This window comes from Nakamurella aerolata (genome assembly GCF_013002705.1).
Classification (GTDB): Bacteria; Actinomycetota; Actinomycetes; order Mycobacteriales; family Nakamurellaceae; genus Nakamurella; species Nakamurella aerolata.
Genome location: NZ_JABEND010000001.1, coordinates 543,901 through 561,697 on the forward strand (window position 1 = coordinate 543,901; position 17,797 = coordinate 561,697).

Sequence of the window (17,797 nt, forward strand, 5' to 3'; positions counted from 1 at the left end):
ATCTCGCTGGTGCGGTGCCCTGGCCGGGCCCGGGTGCTGTGCCGTGGTGCTCTGGATCTGGTTCATCCTGCCCGATGCCGGGCCGATAGACCGCGGCGGGCCGCGTCGCGATGACGCGGCCCGCCGTCGGTGGCCGTGCTTGGGTCAGGCGGTGCCGACCTCGAAGCGGACGAAGGCGTTGATCTTCACGCCGGCCTCGTCCAGCTGGGCGGCGACGGTCTTCTTGCTGTCCAGCACGCTGGGCTGCTCCAGCAGCACGGCGTCCTTGAAGAAGCCGTTGACCCGGCCCTCGACGATCTTGGGCAGCGCGGCCTCCGGCTTGCCCTCCTCGCGGGCGGTGGCCTCGGCGATGCGGCGTTCGCTCTCCAGCACGTCGGCCGGCACGTCGTCGCGGCTGACGAACCGAGCCCGCAGCGAGGCGATCTGCAGCGCGGCCTGGCGGGCCGCCTCGGCGGCGTCGTCGCCGTCGCCGGTGTACGAGACCAGCACGCCGATGGACGGCGGCAGATCCTGCGAACGCTTGTGCAGGTAGACGGCGGTCGGGGCGTCGAGCTTCGCGACGCGGTTCAGCACCAGCTTCTCGCCGATCTTGGCCGACAGCGCGTCGATCGCCTGCTGCACGGTGCCGTCACCGAGGCCGGCGGCGGCGGTGCCATCGACGGTGCCGTCACCGTTCGCGGCGACCTCGGCGATCTGGTTGGCCAGATCGGAGAACTCGGAGTTCTTGGCGACGAAGTCGGTCTCGCAGTTCAGCTCGATGAGCGCGGTGCTGCCGGTGCCGGCGGCGCTGGCGACCATGCCCTCGGCGGTGGTGCGCTCGGCGCGCTTGCCGACGTCCTTGGCGCCCTTGATGCGCAGGATCTCGACGGCCTTGTCGAAGTCGCCGTCGGCCTCCTCCATCGCTTTCTTGCAGTCCATGAAGCCGGCGCCGGTGAGCTCGCGAAGGCGCTTGACGTCGGCGGCGCTGTAGTTGGCCATCTGTTGATTCCTTCCCTGGAGAAGTTCCGGTGGTTCGGGGTGTTGCCGGGTGAACGCGGGGTGACAGCGTCGATTCCGGCGGTCACACACCACCGCCGCACCCGGAGCTCAGCCACCCGATGTGGTGCGGTCAGAGCTCCGGATGCGGCAGCAGTGCGATCGGTTGGTCCGGCTCAGGAGTTGTCGGCCGGAGCGGTACCGGTGGCCTCGGCCACCTCGGTGACGGTGCGATCCGCGCCCTCGACCGCGGCGGCGGCGTCATCGGTGGCGGTCGCGGCGGCCTGCTCGGCCTCGCTCTGGGCGAGCAGCTCGCGCTCCCACTCGGCCAGCGGCTCTTCGCCTCCGGCGCTGGCGGCGGCGTTGCCGGAGCGGGCCAGCAGGCCCTCGGCGACGGCGTCGGCGACAACGCGGGTGAGCAGCTGGGCGGAACGGATCGCGTCGTCGTTACCCGGGATCGGGTAGTCGACCTCGTCCGGGTCGCAGTTGGTGTCGAGCACTGCGACGACCGGGATACCGAGCTTGCGCGCCTCGCCGACGGCGATGTGCTCCTTCTTGGTGTCGACCACCCAGATGGCGCTTGGCACCTTGGCCATGTCGCGGATGCCGCCGAGGGTCTTGGCCAGCTTGTCCTTCTCGCGGGTCAGCAGCAGCACCTCTTTCTTGGTGCGGCCGTCGAACTCGCCGGACTGCTCCATGGCCTCGAGGTCCTTGAGGCGCTGCAGCCGCTTGTGCACCGTGGAGAAGTTGGTGAGCATGCCGCCCAGCCAGCGATGGTTGACGTAGGGCATGTTGACCCTGGTGGCCTGCTCGGCGATGGCGCCCTGCGCCTGGCGCTTGGTGCCGACGAACAGGATGCTGCCGCCGGTGGCGACGGTCTGGCTGACGAACTCGTGAGCCTTGTCGATGTACGACAGAGTCTGCTGGAGATCGATGATGTAGTTGCCGCTGCGCTCGGTGAGGATGAATCGCTTCATCTTCGGGTTCCACTTGCGGGTCTGGTGCCCGAAGTGAACGCCGGCATCGAGCAGCTGGCGCATGGTGACGACAGCCATTGCTGTCCTTTCATCAGGGCGCGGCCGACCGCCGCCTGCTTGGCAGGCTCCGTCTTCAACGACGGACGGCGGCGCGGATCGCGCGGTTTCGGTTGCTGCCGGATCGGTTGTCGAGAGCCGGCCCTGACGCCCCCGGCGTGCCCACCCCGATCGCAAGATTCACGATGCGGGGACCTTGGGCGCGCGCTCGTCCGGCTTGGTGACCGGAATTGGGCGTGCGTAGTCACCCCTGATCTCAGAGGTGCCCCTTCATGCTACGGGATCGGGCGTGTCGAGCACGAATCGCGGTGCCGCGTCGGTGCCGACCAAGCCGGCACAGTTGATGACTGGGGATGGTTTTTCCACACCGCCGTTCGGCATCCACATTCTCGGCCGAGCGGGCGACAAGGGCGGGCCGCTCGACGCACGCTGTCCGGATGTCCGCCCAGATACCGGCCCAGATGCCTGTGTTCGCTCGGGGTTTGCGGCGTCGTTCGATTCCGGCGCTGGTGGCCGTGCTGTGCGCGCTGGGCCTGCCCTGGCCCGCCGGCGCGTCGCCGGCGCCCCGCGCGGTGGTCGCTGCGGGTGCTGTGCCGGGCTTGCCACAACAGGGCTTGCCACAGCGGGACTGGGCACAGCGGGACTTGGCACAGCGGGACCTGCCAGCGCGCGGGCCGACTGCCGGCCAGGGGCCGCGCGCCGGTTTTGTGCTGCCGGTTCCGCCGCCGGCGGTGGTGCTGACGCCGTTCCGGCCACCGGCGGTGAAGTGGGGCGCCGGACACCGCGGCGTCGACCTGGCCGCGGCCGCGGCGCGGCCGATCGTGGCAGCGGCGGACGGGGTGGTGGCCTTCGCCGGGACGGTCGTCGACCGTGGCGTGGTGTCGGTCAGTCACTCCCCCGCGCTGCGCACCACCTACGAGCCGGTCACGCCGAAGGTGCGGGCCGGGCAACGGGTGCGAGCCGGTGAGGTGATCGGCCTGTTGGTGGCCGGCCATCCGAGCTGCGCCCCGCGCGACTGCCTGCATTGGGGCGCCAGGATCGGCGCCGACAGCTACATCGACCCGATGGCGCTGATCACCGGGCTGCGCATCCGGCTCAAGCCATGGGACGGCGAACCGGGATGAGCGGTGCGGGTTGGCGCCGGCCGCACCGTCACGCCCGCGGGTGCGCCTGCCGGAAGACCGCGGCCAGCCGCTCCGCGGAGACGTGGGTGTAGCCCTGGGTGGTGCCGATACTGGCGTGCCCCAACAATTCTTGGACGCTGCGCAGGTCGGCGCCGCCGGCGAGCAGATGGGTGGCAGCGGTGTGCCGCAGTCCGTGCGGCGCCAGTTCGGCCGTCGGGTCGGCGGCCGCGGTGGCCCGGTGCACCACCGTGCGCACCGTGCGCGGGTCGATGCGGCGGCCCCGACGGCCGAGAAACAGTGCGGCGCCGGACGATGCGGTGCGCAGCCGTCCCCTGCCGTTCTCCAGCCAGGCGCCCAGCGCCCTGTCGGCGGGCAGTCCGAACGGCACCGTGCGTTGCTTGTTGCCCTTGCCCGTCACGGTGAGGACGCGGCGGTGCCGGTCGATGTCGCCCAAGTCGAGATCGGTCAGCTCGGACACCCGTAATGCGCTGGCGTACAACAACTCCAGCATCGCCCTGTCCCGCATCGCCATCGCGCGCCCGACCGCGTCCTGCCCCGCCGTCGGGTCAGCCGGGTCAGCCGGGTCAGCCGAGTCAGCCGGGTCAGCATGGCGGGCAGCACCAGGATCGGCATCAACCGCCGCTTGGGGACCAGGGCCCCTGGCCGAACCAGAGCCGACTGCCGGGTCCGGACCGGACTCACGTGACGCCGTAGGCTCCTCGGCTCGGCGCCCTGCGGCGTCCAGCACGGCCGCGGCCTGGTCGCCGCGCAGCACCTGCGGCAGGGTCTTGGCCAGTTTCGGTGAGCGCAGCCGAGCGCCGGCGTCGGTGGGCGTGCGGCCGGTGCGGTTGGCCCAGCCGGTGAATGCTCTGGCCGCGGCCGCTCGCCGTGCGGTGGATGCGGACGCCGAACCCGCGGTGCGCAGCCGCGCCAGCCACGACCGCAGCGTCGCCAGCGTCAGGTCGCCGGCGTCGGTGGCGCCCATCCTGGTCGCGTGGTCCAGCAGCGACACCACGTCGCCCAGATATCCGGTGACGGTGGCAGCGGACAGCCCACGCTCGTGCCGCAGGTACCGCTCGAACTCATCGACCGCTGTTCGCAGCGCAGCCGGCAGCTCCGTCCGGCGCTGCTCGGTCGACGAAGGCATGAGCACCAATCTGCGGCGCCGGGTTCGACCGGTCAAGCTGCCACGCAGTGTCGGGAGCGCCCGCAGGCTCGCACCGAACGGGCGGGCGCGAGAATGCAGGCGTGCCCACCTTCGCGTTCTCTCAAGTTGACGTGTTCGCCCCGGCTCCGCTGACCGGTAACCCGGTCGCGGTGGTGCACGACGCGGTCGGCCTCACCGACGAGCAGCTGGCGGCGTTCGCCCGCTGGACCAACCTGTCAGAGACCACGTTCCTGCTACCGCCGACAGAGCCAGGCGCCGACTACCGGTTACGGATCTTCACCCCGGGCGGGGAGTTGCCGTTCGCCGGGCATCCGACACTCGGCAGTGCCCACGCCTTCCTGGAGCAGGGCGGCCGGCCCACCGACCCCGAGATGATCGTGCAGCAGTGCCAACTCGGCTTGATCCGGTTGCGCCGCAACGGAAATCACCTGGCCTTCGCCGCTCCGGAGCTGCTCCGATCCGGACCGGTCGACGCGGACACGATTGCCATGGCGGAACGTGCTCTGGGGATCGGCCCAGACCAACTGGTGCGGGCGAACTGGATCGACAACGGACCGGGCTGGCTGGGCATTCAGTTGACCTCCGCCGACGATGTACTCGCGCTGCGGCCGGACTTCGCCGCGATGGGCGAGCTGAACATCGGCGTCATCGGCGCCCATCAGCAGGGCGGTCCGGCCGACTTCGAGGTCAGAGCCTTCTGTCCCGATCTCGCGGTACCGGAAGATCCGGTCACCGGCAGCCTCAATGCCGGCTTCGCGCTGTGGCTGATCCGCAGCGGCGCGGCACCGGCGAACTACACGGTCCGGCAGGGAACCGCGCTGCGGCGCCATGGCCAGGTCGAGATCAGCTCGGAAGCGGACGGCACCATCTGGGTCGGAGGCGCCAGCCGCACCCTGATCTCGGGCACCCTCACCCTGTAACAACGGCGGCAACACTATTTCACGCTTGTCGGTGCCACTCACCTCCTTCGCGGCGCGCAAGGCCGACGAGTTCCAGCTCGGCCAACGCGCCCAATGCCGCGTCCGGGTCGATGCCGGCGTCCTGGCACAACTGCCAGGTGGTGCGTCGCCCGCGAGCGGGCAACGCGTCGTACAGGGCTGCCGCAGTCGGATCGAGCCCGTCAGTCGGGCGCACCGGCGGGGGCGGCTGTTCGGCGCCGAGATGCGCGCAGCCCAGCTCCAGCAGCACATCGGCGGCGGTGGCGGCGAGGCGATTGTCCTTGTTGCGCAACAGTTCATGGCAGCCCAGCGACATCGCGGAGGTGACCGGGCCCGGCACCGCCATCACCCTGCGCCCGAGTTGGCTTGCCTCGTTCGCGGTGGACAAGGTGCCGGACCGGCGGCCGGCTTCCACCACAACGATGACCGCGCCGAGTGCCGCGATGAGCCGGTTGCGGATCAGAAAGCGGTGCCGTGCCGGGGTGGTGCCTGGTGGGTACTCGGACAGCACGGTGCCGCCGCCGGTGGCGATCTCGTCAAGCAGATTCTGGTGCGAGAGCGGATAGGCCCTGTCGATGCCGCAGGCCAACACGGCGACCGTCGAGGCCGGCGACGCGGCCACCATCGCCGCGCGGTGGGCCGCCACGTCGATGCCGAAAGCGGCTCCGGAGACAACCCGGAATCCGGCCTCGGCCAACTCGGCAGCGAACTCGCCGGCGACCCGACGGCCGTACGGCGTGCAGGACCGGCTGCCGACGATGGTCACGCTGCCCTGCTCGTCGACGGGCAGCGGCGCGCCCCGCAGGTAGAGCCCCAGCGGTTCCGGCTTGTCGGCGTCGCCGGTCTGGTTGAGCGCGGCCAACGACGCGGCCGGCCACTCGTCGTCCTCGGGGATCACCAGCCGCGCCCCCGCGGCCGTCGCGGCGCGCAGGTCGGCCAGCGCTCGATGCTGCAACCGCTCAGGGGTGAGGTCGGCCACCCGGGCGGTGGTGGAGCGCCGGACGGCGGAGTCGACCTGCCGACGGCGGATCCGATCCCAGGCTCCGACCGGACCCATTGCCTGCACCAACCGCCGGACCGCCGGCGCCGGCGCTTCGGCCGCTCGGAGCAGCCCGGCTCTGGCGATCCGCTCGTGCCGATGCTCGGGTACCGGCGGTGCCGGCGCCCGGCCGGCGGCGGATTCGGTACTCACAGTTCCTCCGGGCAGCGCAGGACGAGTGCTCTGGTGACGTCGCCCCGGTCGGGGACGTCGCGGCCGGCCAGGTCGGCGCTGGTCAGTGCCAGTCGCAGCACCCTGTCGTAGCCGCGGCCGGTGAGCCTGCCGGCGCGCACCGCCCGGTCGACCAGGTCGGTGTGCGAGCGTTTGCCACCCCAGCAGCGCCGGATCACCGGCCCGGGAACATCGGCATTGACCCGCCACGGCGTCCCTTTCCAACGCTGCGCGGCGCGGTGCCGGGCAGCCAGTACCCGCTGGGCGACCGTCGCGGTGTCTTCGGGTCGACCGGTGGCCCCGGTCAGTGCGATCGGGTCAAGCGGCGGCAGGTCGATGCGAATGTCGATGCGATCGAGCAGCGGCCCTGAGATCCGGCTCAGGTAACGGCGCCGCACCCCGGACGCGCAGGTGCAATCGACATCGCGGGCCGCCGCGCACGGGCACGGGTTCGCCGCCACCACGAGTTGGAATCGCGCCGGATACCGCACCACCCCCGAGGCTCTGGCCAGCAGCACCCCGCCGGATTCCAGCGGTTGGCGCAGCCCGTCGAGCACGGTGGGGCGGAACTCCGGCGCCTCGTCGAGAAACAGCACTCCGCGGTGCGCGAGGCTCACGCTGCCCGGTCGGATCCAGCCGCTGCCGCCGCCGATAACGGCTGCCAGCGAAGCGGAATGGTGCGGGTCGACGAACGGCGGCCTGGTAATCAGCGGGGTCTGCTCGGCCAGGGTGCCTGCCACCGAATGCACCGCGGTGACCTCGAGGGACGATTCGCCGTCGAGCCCCGGCAGCAGGCCGGGCAGCCGGGTGGCCAGCATGGTCTTGCCAGCGCCCGGCGGCCCGATCATCGCCAGATGGTGGCCGCCGGCCGCCGCCAGCTCCAGCGCGGCCCTGGCCTCTGGCTGACCCAGCACATCGGCCAGGTCGGCGATCGCCGGCTCCGGCGCGGGGATCACCTCGGGGTCGGTGACCAGCCGGCCGCGCTCGCCGGCGAAGTGCGCGAGCAGATCGTCCAACGTGCGCACTCCACGGACCTGCAGCCCGGACAACGCGGCCTCCGGCAGGTTGGCCACCGGTACCAGCGCGTGGGTGCGCCCGGCGGCGCGGGCCGCCAACAGCAGCGGCAGTACCCCGCGGATCGGGCGCACCGCACCGTCCAACCCGAGCTCCCCGAGCAGCACGGCCGTACCTGTTGCGGCACAGGAGGTGTCGGAGTCGGCCTCCAACACGGCTACGGCGAGCGCGAGATCGAACCCGGCACCCTTCTTGGGCAGCGCCGCCGGCGACAACGCCAGCGTGATGCGTTTGTCCGGCCACTTGCGGCCGGAGTTGAGGACGGCGGCGCGCACCCTGTCCCTGGCCTGGCTGACCGCGGCGTCACCCATACCGATGACGCTGGTGCCCGGCAGGCCACCGGCCAGGTGCGCCTCCACCCGCACCAAGTGACCGCCGACCCCGTCCAGCGCGGCCGACCAGGTGGTGGCCAGCGTCATCAGAACGCCTCCGGCAGGTAGGTGAGCTGCGGGCTGTCGCTTCCGGGGCGCCAGAGCACGCTGATCACGTCGAACTGAATCTCGCACCAGCCGGTCAGCCGGGCCGCGCACCACAGCTGGGCGAGCCGCCTGATCCGCTTGCGCTTGCCCTTGGTGACGGCCTCGGCCGGAACCCCGAACCCGGTCCCGGACCTGGTCTTCACCTCGCAGATGTAGATGCGCCCGGCGGCGTCGGTCGAGACGATGTCGAGTTCGCCCTCGCGGCAGCGCCAGTTACGGTCGAGAATCACCAACCCGCACTGCGCGGCCAGATACTCGGCGGCCGCCTGTTCACCACGAGCGCCGAGCTCGCGTCGCGGATCCACCCCCTGTTTCGGATCCACCCCCTGCCGCGGATCCACCCCCTGCTTCGGATCCACCACACGTGGTGGCGCAGCACCGTTCTCAGCCATGTTCCATCACCACACCGCCCCATCGCCTTGCAGCCCGTCGTCGTCACGGGCGTCAGCGCTCAGGTTGCCGGGGCGCGGAGATGTCGACCAGCCCCACAGCAGGAATGTGGATCGATTTTCGGGGTGTGGACAGCTTTGTCCACATGCATGCAGGTGAGGCTGCTCGCCGAGAATGCCGAACGCAACGCCGGCCGGCGGCACCCATCCAGCAGGCGCTACTCGATCGCGTCGGGCAACTGCAGGTCAGGCTTGTCCAACTCTTCGACGTTGACGTCCTTGAAGGTCACCACGCGAACGTTCTTGACGAACCGCGCCGGCCGGTACATGTCCCACACCCAGGCGTCGGACATCCGCACCTCGAAGTACATGTCGCCGTCGGGATTGCGGACCTGCAGGTCCACCGCGTTGCACAGGTAGAAGCGCCGCTCGGTCTCCACCACGTAGGCGAACTGGCCAACCACGTCGCGATACTCGCGGTACAGCGAGAGCTCCATATCGGTCTCGTACTGCTCGAGATCCTCCGCGCTCACGATGCCCTGCCTTCCTGCGGTTGCCGTGCGGTCCCCCGCCGGGTGGTTCCCTGCTGGACGTGCCGGCGCAGCGGGGCGCCATCGGCCGGTTCTGATTCTGGGTCTGACCCATGATGGCGTACCAGCTGCCAACTCCTGCGGTGCACCACCGACGGCCCGGCGTCGCGGAGCGCGGCTCTGTGCTCTTCGGTCGCGTAGCCCTTGTTCACGTCGAAGCCGAAACCGGGAAAGTAGCGATGCAGATCGGCAAGCAATCCGTCCCGCGCGGTCTTGGCCAGCACGCTGGCGCCGGCGACGGCGGCGCACGTCAGGTCGGCCTTGATCTTCAGGTGCACCGGCGGCATCGGATCAAGCGCCGGCCCGTCGCCGGAACGGTCCCGGCCGACCGAGGGCGGAACCCCGGGTTCGACACTGTCGGCGTCCAGCTCGAAAAGGGCGGGCCCGTCCGCCGGCGCGGCGGGCGGGGGCAGCAGGTAGTTGTGGTTGCCGTCCAGCAGCACAGCGTCGACCGGCCCGGAGAGCTGGGCGAAGGCCCGCCGCACCGCGGCACGCAGCGCCGCCATGATGCCGATGCGGTCGATCTCGGTGGCGCTGGCGTGGCCGACGGCGCTCTCCACCGCCCATCGCCGGATCGGTGTCACCAGCCTGGCCCTGGCTGCCGGGGTGAGCAGCTTGGAGTCGCGCAGGCCCTGTGGTACCCGCCCGATCCGCTCGGTGACCACCACAACGCCGACCGTCACCGGCCCGGCCAGCGCGCCGCGGCCGACCTCGTCGATCCCGGCAACCCGCTGGCATCCGGTGCGCAGCAACAACTTTTCGGTCCGCAGACTGGGTCGCACGGTGGCGCTGGGCCTGACCGCGGCGGACTGACCGCGGCGACCCGGCGTCGGCGCCGGAGGTCCGGCGGACCGCTCAGCCGCCACGGTGGTCGATGCCGGGATTCCCCAGGGTGTCCCAGCGGGAGAACGGCATGATGATGAAGATGGCCTTGCCGATCACGTTGTCCACCGGAACCGGGCCCTGGCACTGGGTTTTCGACTGCGGCGAGCATCGGATGGAATCGAAGTTGGCCGCATTGGCGGTGTCGTACGACGAGTCAGCGGAGTTCGAGCGGTGGTCGCCCATCACCCACACCTGACCGTCGGGAATCTGTACCGGCCCGAAACACCGCGGCGAGGCCGGCTCCGAGCTGCAGTCGAAGGTGTCCTTGCGGAACGGCAGCGGCTGGTAGATGTACGGCTCGTTCAGCGAAACCCCGTCCACCTGAACGTTCCCGCCGGCATCACAACACTTCACCGTCTGCCCGCCGACGGCGATCACCCGCTTGACGTAGTCGGTCTCGTTGGGGGGCTCGATCCCCACCACCGACCCAACGGCCTGCCCGAACTTGGCCAACCAGTTGGTCGGCCCCGCCACCTCCGGCCCTTCATGCGTCCAGTTCGACGGACCCTTGAACACCACGATGTCGCCCGGCGCCGGATCCCTGAAGTCGTACACCACCTTGTTCACCAGAATCCGGTCGCCACCGGACTCCACGCCGTGCAGCGTCTGCTCCATCGAACCCGACGGCACGTAGTACACCTTGAACAGGAATGTCTGGATCAAGAACGTCAACACGAACGCTGTCACCAGCAGGATCGGGATCTCGATCCACCACGGCCGCTTCTTCGCCGGTTTACGGCGCTTGCTGTTGCGACGGCGCAGTTTCGCGACGGCGGCAGAGTGCGCGTCGGCGTCACGGTCGCCCGGCTCGCCGGACGCCGGCTCCTCGACCGCTCCCGGCTGCAGCTGGGCGCCGTCTTGCCCGCTCTCGGTGACGACGGTCGGGGCGGCGTCCGCGTCGGGCGCTGGTCCGGCTGCGGTCCGGTGGGCGGCGTGGTGCGGCTCGTCGACGACCGGCGCAGGGCCGCCGGCGCCCTGGCGCGGCTCGGGGGTCGCGGCGTCGACGCCGGTCGGTGGCGTCTTGCGCAGGTGTGCCGGCTGGTGCCGGTCGAGGTTGCCGGACGCCTCCGGCGCCTCAGATTCGTTCATCGCTGCACAGGCTACGTGCTCGACCTGACGGGACGGCGCTGGTCCGGCGACACGACACTCAGGCGCGCTTTTCCTTGATCTTGGCGGCCTTGCCACGCAGCTCGCGCAGGTAGTAGAGCTTGGCCCGGCGGACGTCACCGCGGGTGACCAGCTCGATCTTGTCCAGGTTCGGCGAGTGCACAGGGAAGGTGCGCTCGACGCCGACGCCGAAGCTCACCTTGCGGACGGTGAAGGTCTCGCGGATGCCGCCGCCCTGACGACGGATGACGTGGCCGGCGAACACCTGGACGCGGGACCGCGAGCCCTCGATGACCTTCACATGCACCTTCACCGAATCGCCGGGGCGGAAGTCGGGAATGTCGTCGCGCAGCTGGGCAGCGTCGAGAGCGTCGAGGGTGTTCATGGCAATTCCTTACGTCAGGCCCATACGTCAGGCGTCGTACAACTCGTTGGCGTCACGCCGACGCCCGGGATTGGGCGAAGGCGGCACAGAGCGCCGGCATCAGCACGGCGGATTCCGGTTGCGGGCGGAGATCGGGCTGCACGGTCGGTGGGAGCCCGCGCCAGGCAACCGCTCTATTGTGCCAGCCCACCCGGCGCAAGTGAAATCCGGCGCGACGCTCCCGAACGCTCAGCGCCCGTCGGTCCGGGGAATCCGGGCCCGACTCAGCCCTGGGGTTCGTGCCGCGATCCGGCCGACCGCGAGCACACAGGCGATGCCACCGCTGATCAGCGAGGTTCCCACCGAGGTCCAGCCGGCGACAAGGCCGGCGCGCAGGTTGCCGCGCAGTGGAGCGACCAGCACTTATATAAGTCCTGTTACAACGTAGGCCAGGCTCGATCTGGTCACGAGTAGGCCAGTTGCACCGCCCTGGTGAGCTCGGCGATCGCGACGAGGTAGCGCCCGCCGGCCAACTCGTGATCGGCACCGGCCAGCGCCGTGCTCACCGGCTCGCTCGGGGTGCCGGTACTGGCCTGCACCTTGCGCTGGGTGAGATTGCGCAGTACATCAGCGATTCCGTCCCCCGCCGTGGAGTTTCCGGTGCTGTCGGCCAGCGTCGCGGCCCGGCGCAACGCGCTCAGCACCCGGCTCAGCTGGCGCGGCTCGTCACCGTTCCACAGTCCCGGCGCCGCCGCGGCCTGCAACGCGCCGCGCAACGCCCCTGAGGAGTCGCCGGCCAGCTGCACCAGTTGATCCCGCAGCGAACCGGTGGTCATCCCCCAGCCGTAGGGGTACAGCGGCCGGTAGTCGGCATCGCCGACGTTGATCGGCACCTGAGCGGCCGAGGCCGGCCAGCTGACCGGCAGCCGGCCACCGAAAGGCCGGTCGCCGAACAACACGTCGGCAACGCCGGCGCCTTCGCTGCCCGGCAGCCACGACGCCACCAGCGCGTCGATCCGGTCCAGCTTGTCCGTCACCAGCTGCGGCCGGCCGGATACCACCAGCACCGTGCAGGACGCCGCCGCTGCACATACCTTGTCGATGCTCGCGCGGTCGGCGGCGCTGAGGCTGAGGCTGTTGCCGTTGTTGCCGACGTCGCCGATGCCTTCCGCATAGGGCTTCTCCCCCACCACCACAACGCCGGCGGCGCCGGTGGGGACGGGCGCCGATGCGTCCGCCGAGACGGTGAGCTCGGCATTCGGCGCCACCTCGGCGATGCCCTGCGCGATGGTGGTGCCGCTGGTGGTCGCGCCGGAGCTGCCCTGCCAGCTGATCGACCAGCCGCCCATCTGGTTGCCGAGATCGTCGGCGTTCGAGCCGGCCAGGTAGATGGCGCCGTTCTTCTTGAGCGGCAGCGTGTTTGCCACGTTCTTCAGCAACACCTGTGACTCCGCAGCGGCGGTGCGGGCGATCGTCCGGTGCTCCACCGAGCCCACCGTGTCGGCCTGCGACCGATCGGCGAACGGCCTTTCGAACAGGCCGAGCCGGAACTTCTGGGTGAGGATCCGGCGCACCGCGTCGTCCACCCGCGACTGCTTCACCACTCCGGCGGTGACCTTGTCGGTCAGCGAGGTCTGGAAGGTGGCGAAGTCGTACGGCGCCATCGCCATGTCGAGCCCGGAGTTGACGCTGCGGGCCACCTTGTCGGCATAGTCGCTGCCTGGCAGCTTGTTGATGCCCTCCCAATCGCTCACCAGGAATCCTGCGAACTTCATGGTGTTCTTCAGCAAACCGGTGTTCAGCGCGGTGTTCTCGTGCATCCGCACCACCGGTCCGTCACCCACCTGCACCGCGGAGTACGACGGCATGACGGAGCCGACGCCGGCCGCGATGGCCGGCTGGTACGGGGTCACGAACAGCCGCCGGAACTCGGCCATGGTGGCGACCTTGGTGATGCCCTGATCGATCGGATAACCGTTGCCGGCCTGCGATTCGTCGTAGCTGGTGCCGCCGTCACCCGCCCAGTGCTTTGCGGTGGCCAGCACCGCGTTCGGTCCGGTCAGCGCCGCCGCGTCGTCGCCCTGCAGCCCGGTCACGGCCGGCCGGGCGAACTGGGTGACAAGGGCTGGGTCTTCGGAGAACGACTCGTACGAGCGTCCCCAGCGTTCGTCCCTGGTCACGCAGACACACGGCGCGAACGTCCACGGCACCCCGGTGGCCCGCACCTCGGTGGCAGTGAGCTCCGCGGTCTGCTTGACGATCTCAGGGTCGCGGGTGGCGCCCAGCCCGATGTTGTGCGGGGTGATGGTCGCGCCGACCACATTGTTGTGGCCGTGCACGGCATCGACGCCGTAGATCATCGGGATCTGCAGCGGGGTGGCGAGCGCTCTTGCCTGGAACCCGTCGATCATGTCGGCCCAGCCCTTCGCCGTGTTGTCGGCGGGCACGGAGCCGCCACCGGACAGCAGCGAGCCGAGCCGTAGGTCGGTGATCTGGGCCGGTGACGACAGGCCGAGCCGTTCCGCCTGGGTCATCTGGCCGATCTTGTCCGCCTGGCTCATCCGGCTCATCAGGTCGTCGACCCGCTGCGCGATCGGCAGGGTCTCGTCCTGGTAACGCAGGCCGTGCGCGTTGATCACCACCAGCGGGTTGTCCGCCGGCGCCGTTCCCCCGGTGACGGTGAGCGCCACCGCGATGGTGCGCGCGACGTCGGCGCCGGCGGCGGGCGTGGTGTGCACGGTGATGCGTTGCGTCGCACCGGATTCGGTGCCGGCCGGGAAGGTCAGGGTGCCACCGAAGTCGCGGTAGGCGGAGTCGGGAGCGGTGCCGTCGCCGGGCGCGTACCGCACCGTCACCGGGGCGGGCAGCGGGGCGCCGTCCGCGCTGGTGACGCCGATGGCGATGCTCGCGGTCTCGCCGGCGTCCACCAGCGTCACCGGCGGGTCGACCGTGACGGTGGCCGCCGGGCGCGGCACCGCGGTGCCGTACAGCGCGACGTCGTCGATGGCCCATGGCACGGCGGTGGCGGTGCCGGGCGGCAGGGTGATCGCGAAACCCCATGCCTGCGTGCGGGAGAAGACGCCGTCGAGGGTGTCGCCGGTTCCTGGCTGGAAGTCGCCGCGCAGCGTGAACTGGCTGAACGGGATCTCCACCAGCTTCCACCTGGTGCCCGCTGCCGACCAGTTGTCCTTGAAGGTGGTGGTCCACAGCTCGGAGTGCTCGCCGTCCGGGCCGCCGTCCTTGATCTCGATCGGGATGTCGGCACCGGCGGTGGGAGACGCTGGTTTGGTGGGCTGGCTGGCGTACCACCAGAACCGGATGCCGCCGTAGCTGCTCCAGTCCTGTGCCTGGCTCAGGTTGTACGAGAACCCGCCGTATCCGCCTGCGGGAATCTGGTAGTTGCCGGACAGCACCTTGTTCTGGGCATTGCCGTTGCGCTCCAGCGGGTTCACGCCGAGCGACACCACCCGCTCTGACGGGCTACCCCAGGTGAACCAGCCGACCGGCTGTTGCGCGGTGCCGATCGGCACCGCACCCTCGAAATCGGACAGCAATGCGCTGCGCCGGTACAGCGCGAACTCGTCGAAGCTCCAGGTGCCGGCGCCAAGGTCGGTGAGGGTCACCGCGAATCCGTGCGCCTGCGCCGGGTCGAAGCGCAGACTCGACTCGGGATTGCCCTTGAGTCGCAGCACCCCGAAGTCGATCCTGACCGTCCGCCAACCGGTTTGGTCGTCCACCACCGAGGTCTCGAACAGATTGGCGCTACCGGCGTTCGCACCGCCGCTCTTGACCTCGTATCGCAGGTTCTTGCCGCTGCCGGTCCCGAGAAAGGCGAACGAGAAGCCGTCGAAGGCCGACCAGTCCGCTGCTGGATCGATGTCGCGCGAGAACCCGGACCAGCCGCCGGCCGGTACCGCGTCGACCTTGGCGGTCAGAGCGCGATTGCCCGGCTCGGTGCCGGGCACCTGAGCCGCCGCGACGGTGAGTGCCGGGGTGGCCGCAGCGTCGTTGCCCCAGGCGAAGATTCCGCCGGTGCTGCCGTCGTTGAAGTCGACCACCGGTTGGGTGTCGCCGATGGTCGCTGGCGGTGGCTCGGCGGCACTCGCGGCGGCGGCCGGCGACAGCGCGACGGCGGTGACGGTCAGCAGCGCCAGCACTCGGCGCAGCCGAAGCCGAGACCGTGCCGGCCGGTGCCGGCCGCGCCGGGCCGTGGTGCCGAGCGGAGTGGACTGCGCAAGGGCGGACAGCATCATTGCCTCCATCGGCCGCGGGAAGCGGCACACCGACAGTGCCGTCGTCCGAACGGGTTTCGGCGAGATTAGCCAGGTCAGCGCTGGTCGGGCAAGAGTCCGGCCGGGGGCGGAATATTGGCTGGACCCGGCGGAACTGTCAGTTGTCGGATTGGTCGTGTTCGGCGAAGGCCTCGGCTATCTCGCGGTGAGAGCGCTGCAGCACCCACCAGCTCGCGACCCCGGCGGCGATGCCGAGCACCCCGGCGATCACGAAGACCGCCGGAAGGCCGAGCCACGCGCCGATTCCGCCGCCGGCGAGCATGCCGAGCGGGATGCCGCCCCAGATGACGGTGCGGTAGGCGCCCTGTACCCGCCCGAACAGCTCTTCCGGGATCAGCACCTGGCGGACCGACATGATCTGCACGTTGAAGGCGGCGATGGCGCCCCCGCTGACCGCGAACAACACCGCGGCGGCAATCGGTTGCTGCCACAGTCCCATCAGTAACAGCGCAGCGGCACCCCCAATTTCGCACCCACCCATCGCCGCCGTCCGCCCGAAAAACTTGGTCAACACCGGCGACAGCAGTGAGCCGAGGACGGCGCCGACGCCGGCGACGGCCAGCAGAATGCCGAATCCGCGCTCGCTCAGCCCGAGGTTCTGCAGCGCGAACAACACCAGGATTCCGTTTGTCAGCGACTGGGCGAAGCCCGCGAAACCGGTGGTAACCATCAGCATTCGAAGAATGCGGTGCCGCAACAACCAGCGCAAACCGGCGGCGATATCGTGCCGCATCGTCGTCGGCTCGGCCCTGGCCACCCGGAACCGGCCACTGACGGTGAGGATCAGCAGAGCCGCCAGCAGGTAGCCGGCAGCGTTGCCCCACAACGGGATCGAGGCGCCGAGCGCGAACAGCCAGGCGCCGATCGGGGCGCCGAGAAAGATGTTGCCGACGCTCTCAACGGTGGTCAGCAGGCTGTTCCCGCGCTCCAGCTGGCTGCGCCGGATCACCAGCGGCAACACCGCCCTTGCCGCGTTGTCGTAGATGGTTTCGTTGCAGCCCAACAGGAATGCCACCGCGTACAGCACCGCGATGCTGGCCCGGTCGGTGACGACCAGCACGGCAAGTGCCACCAACAGCACTGCCCGCAACGAGTTCGCCACCGCCATGGCGGTGCGCCGGTTCACCCGGTCGACCAGTGCCCCGGCGGGGATGGCGAACAGCAGCCACGGCACAAAGGCCAGCGACCCCAGCAGCGAGACCGCTACCGGGTCGCGGGTCAGGGTGGCGGCCAGCAGCGGCAGCACCGCGACCACGATGCCGTCGGACAGGTTCGACACCCCGCTGGACGCGAACAGCCGCCAGAAGGGGGCACCCAACGACGATCGTCTCGTGACAGCCGGGTGCGGAGCTGTCGAGGCTGGCGGCACGGTCGGGTCTGTGGGTCCCGTCGAGGCCGTCGTGGCTGACTTCCCGCGCCGGCTCATGCGTCCGGCCCGGACTCGGCGACCGCGTGGTCGGTCGGCAGCACGTTGAAGACGGTGGCGACCCGGTGCGCGTCGGGCCCTGCGGGCATGGCCTTGTACTTGGTGATGAGCGCGTCGAGTTCGTCGAGCAGCTCCTTGGTCTGGTCGGCCGACAGCTCAAGGTAGGTGGTCACCCTGCGGGTGGCGTCGCGCCAGGCCGCAGGCAGCTCCGGCGCCCTGGCCAGCAGCTCCATGGTGCGGCGGGCGTCGGCCAGCAGCTGTTCGCGCACCACCAGGTTGACGGCGGCGGCGTTCGACGGCTGGGCCATCAGCTCTATCGGCAGTTCCCAGCCGCCGGACCTGGTGCGCCAGAAGCGTTCTCGCGCCGTGCCACGGTCCGGGACCTCTTCGATGAAGCCGTGCCGGTGCAGCTGCCGCAGGTGGTAGCTGGTGGCACCGCTGGACTCACCGAGCTCGGCGGCCAGCTGGCTCGCGGTGGCACTGCCGTGCTCACCGATGGCGGCCAGCAGCTGGATCCGCAGCGGGTGCGCCATCGCCTTGAGCGCCGGCAGCTCGATCACATAGCGCTCGGGTTCGTCGGTCCCGGCGGTTGGGTCGGTTGGCATACCAGCACGATAGAGTTGCAAACACTCCTTTGCAACCGTCTCTTTGCAACTATATCTTTGCACTGTCTGTTTCCACTGCGAGTGGACGCTGTCGGCGCGGCTTCGGACACCGTCCGTGAGCTATCCGGTTGAGGCCG

At 70.3% G+C, this 17,797-nt stretch carries 16 protein-coding genes; 2 read left to right on the plus strand and 14 right to left on the minus strand.

Annotated features, from left to right (window positions below):
* Nucleotides 1-144 precede the first annotated feature (144 nt).
* Nucleotides 145-978, minus strand: a complete 834-nt coding sequence (tsf, locus tag HKD39_RS02330; protein ID WP_171198188.1) for a translation elongation factor Ts — start codon at nucleotides 976-978, stop codon at nucleotides 145-147.
* 173 nt (nucleotides 979-1,151) lie between these two features.
* Nucleotides 1,152-2,030, minus strand: a complete 879-nt coding sequence (gene rpsB / locus HKD39_RS02335) for a 30S ribosomal protein S2 (RefSeq protein WP_171198189.1) — start codon at nucleotides 2,028-2,030, stop codon at nucleotides 1,152-1,154.
* 416 nt (nucleotides 2,031-2,446) lie between these two features.
* Here rpsB and HKD39_RS02340 point away from each other — a divergent pair, with 416 nt between their 5' ends.
* Nucleotides 2,447-3,133, plus strand: a complete 687-nt coding sequence (locus HKD39_RS02340; RefSeq protein ID WP_212753789.1) for a M23 family metallopeptidase — start codon at nucleotides 2,447-2,449, stop codon at nucleotides 3,131-3,133.
* Between the two features lie 28 nt (nucleotides 3,134-3,161).
* Here the strand turns inward: HKD39_RS02340 and HKD39_RS19920 are convergent, their stop codons facing one another.
* Entirely contained in the window at nucleotides 3,162-4,280 is a 1,119-nt protein-coding gene (locus HKD39_RS19920; RefSeq protein ID WP_171198190.1) for a tyrosine recombinase XerC, read from the minus strand.
* A 101-nt stretch (nucleotides 4,281-4,381) separates the two neighbouring features.
* On the opposite strand from HKD39_RS19920, the gene HKD39_RS02350 reads away from it, so the two are divergent.
* Nucleotides 4,382-5,221: a PhzF family phenazine biosynthesis isomerase gene (locus HKD39_RS02350; RefSeq protein ID WP_171198191.1), complete on the plus strand. Its 840-nt coding sequence runs from the start codon at nucleotides 4,382-4,384 to the stop codon at nucleotides 5,219-5,221.
* Between the two features lie 19 nt (nucleotides 5,222-5,240).
* Here the strand turns inward: HKD39_RS02350 and dprA are convergent, their stop codons facing one another.
* The 11 genes from dprA to HKD39_RS02405 form a co-directional block, all read right to left on the minus strand.
* Complete coding sequence (gene dprA, locus HKD39_RS02355; protein WP_212753790.1) at nucleotides 5,241-6,431, minus strand: DNA-processing protein DprA; 1,191 nt, start codon at nucleotides 6,429-6,431, stop codon at nucleotides 5,241-5,243.
* Nucleotides 6,428-7,942, minus strand: a complete 1,515-nt coding sequence (locus tag HKD39_RS02360; protein ID WP_171198192.1) for a YifB family Mg chelatase-like AAA ATPase — start codon at nucleotides 7,940-7,942, stop codon at nucleotides 6,428-6,430. The genes dprA and HKD39_RS02360 overlap by 4 nt, the downstream gene beginning before the upstream one ends.
* Nucleotides 7,942-8,394 (minus strand): YraN family protein, encoded by a 453-nt coding sequence (locus HKD39_RS02365; protein ID WP_171198193.1) that lies wholly within the window; start codon nucleotides 8,392-8,394, stop codon nucleotides 7,942-7,944. The genes HKD39_RS02360 and HKD39_RS02365 overlap by 1 nt, the downstream gene beginning before the upstream one ends.
* A gap of 215 nt (nucleotides 8,395-8,609) precedes the next feature.
* On the minus strand, nucleotides 8,610-8,924 hold the full coding sequence (locus tag HKD39_RS02370; protein WP_171198194.1) for a DUF2469 family protein: 315 nt from the start codon (nucleotides 8,922-8,924) through the stop codon (nucleotides 8,610-8,612).
* A complete protein-coding gene (locus tag HKD39_RS02375) occupies nucleotides 8,921-9,763 on the minus strand; it encodes a ribonuclease HII (RefSeq protein ID WP_171198195.1) in 843 nt (280 codons plus the stop codon). Before HKD39_RS02375 ends, HKD39_RS02370 begins: the two co-directional genes overlap by 4 nt.
* Before the next feature lie 73 nt (nucleotides 9,764-9,836).
* On the minus strand, nucleotides 9,837-10,955 hold the full coding sequence (lepB, locus tag HKD39_RS02380) for a signal peptidase I (RefSeq protein WP_171198196.1): 1,119 nt from the start codon (nucleotides 10,953-10,955) through the stop codon (nucleotides 9,837-9,839).
* Nucleotides 10,956-11,013: 58 nt separating this feature from the next.
* Nucleotides 11,014-11,358 carry a 50S ribosomal protein L19 gene (rplS, locus tag HKD39_RS02385; protein ID WP_171198197.1) on the minus strand — a complete coding sequence of 115 codons (345 nt, stop codon included), beginning with the start codon at nucleotides 11,356-11,358 and terminating at the stop codon, nucleotides 11,014-11,016.
* Between the two features lie 228 nt (nucleotides 11,359-11,586).
* Nucleotides 11,587-11,760, minus strand: coding sequence for a hypothetical protein (locus HKD39_RS02390; RefSeq protein ID WP_171198198.1), 174 nt, complete (start codon nucleotides 11,758-11,760; stop codon nucleotides 11,587-11,589).
* Nucleotides 11,761-11,801: 41 nt separating this feature from the next.
* Nucleotides 11,802-15,587, minus strand: coding sequence for a glycoside hydrolase family 3 N-terminal domain-containing protein (locus tag HKD39_RS02395; RefSeq protein WP_171198199.1), 3,786 nt, complete (start codon nucleotides 15,585-15,587; stop codon nucleotides 11,802-11,804).
* Between the two features lie 139 nt (nucleotides 15,588-15,726).
* Nucleotides 15,727-16,947, minus strand: a complete 1,221-nt coding sequence (locus HKD39_RS02400; RefSeq protein WP_171198200.1) for an MFS transporter — start codon at nucleotides 16,945-16,947, stop codon at nucleotides 15,727-15,729.
* A gap of 104 nt (nucleotides 16,948-17,051) precedes the next feature.
* Nucleotides 17,052-17,660, minus strand: coding sequence for a winged helix-turn-helix domain-containing protein (locus HKD39_RS02405; RefSeq protein ID WP_171198201.1), 609 nt, complete (start codon nucleotides 17,658-17,660; stop codon nucleotides 17,052-17,054).
* Between the last annotated feature and the right edge of the window lie 137 nt (nucleotides 17,661-17,797).